At 38.2% G+C, this 476-nt stretch carries 1 protein-coding gene; it reads left to right on the top strand.

Annotated features, from left to right (window positions below; all coding sequences use genetic code 11):
- Positions 1-476, top strand: a 476-nt coding sequence (locus tag AKG98_RS22460; RefSeq protein WP_198155453.1) for an RNA-guided endonuclease TnpB family protein, incomplete at both ends; no start/stop codon positions are given.

The raw sequence follows: 476 nt of genomic DNA, 5'->3' as shown, positions 1-476 counted from the left end.
CTCGATAAAGGCTTTAAGTCATTTTTTAAATCAGGTTTTGGTTATCCTAAGTTTAAACATAAACACGGTAATCAATCTGCTAGCTATATGAGTAACGGCTTCAAATGGAGCGCGGACAAGCAATCGTTAATACTCGCCAAGATGAAGCAAGCATTAAAGATTAAATGGTCACGGCCGTTTACTGGCACACCGAGTTCATTAACGGTATCGAAGACAAAATCAGGTAAATATTTTGTATCAATGCTTGTAAAAGAAGATGTTAAGCAGCTACCAGTCGTGAACAAGACCGTCGGTGTTGATGTCGGTATTAAAGACTTAGCGATTTGTTCGGATGGAACAAAGTTCAATAACCCACGATTAACCAATAAATACGCGAAGAAACTCGCCAAAGCATCACGCAAATTAGCCAAAAAGAAGAAAGGCTCTAACAACTTCAATAAACAAAAATTGGCCCTTGCTAAGATTCACGAAAAGAT

The organism is Moritella sp. JT01, from assembly GCF_001574435.1.
Classification (GTDB): Bacteria; Pseudomonadota; Gammaproteobacteria; order Enterobacterales; family Moritellaceae; genus Moritella.
Note: the sequence above shows the minus strand (reverse complement) of the source record. Positions and strands in the feature narration are given on the sequence as shown.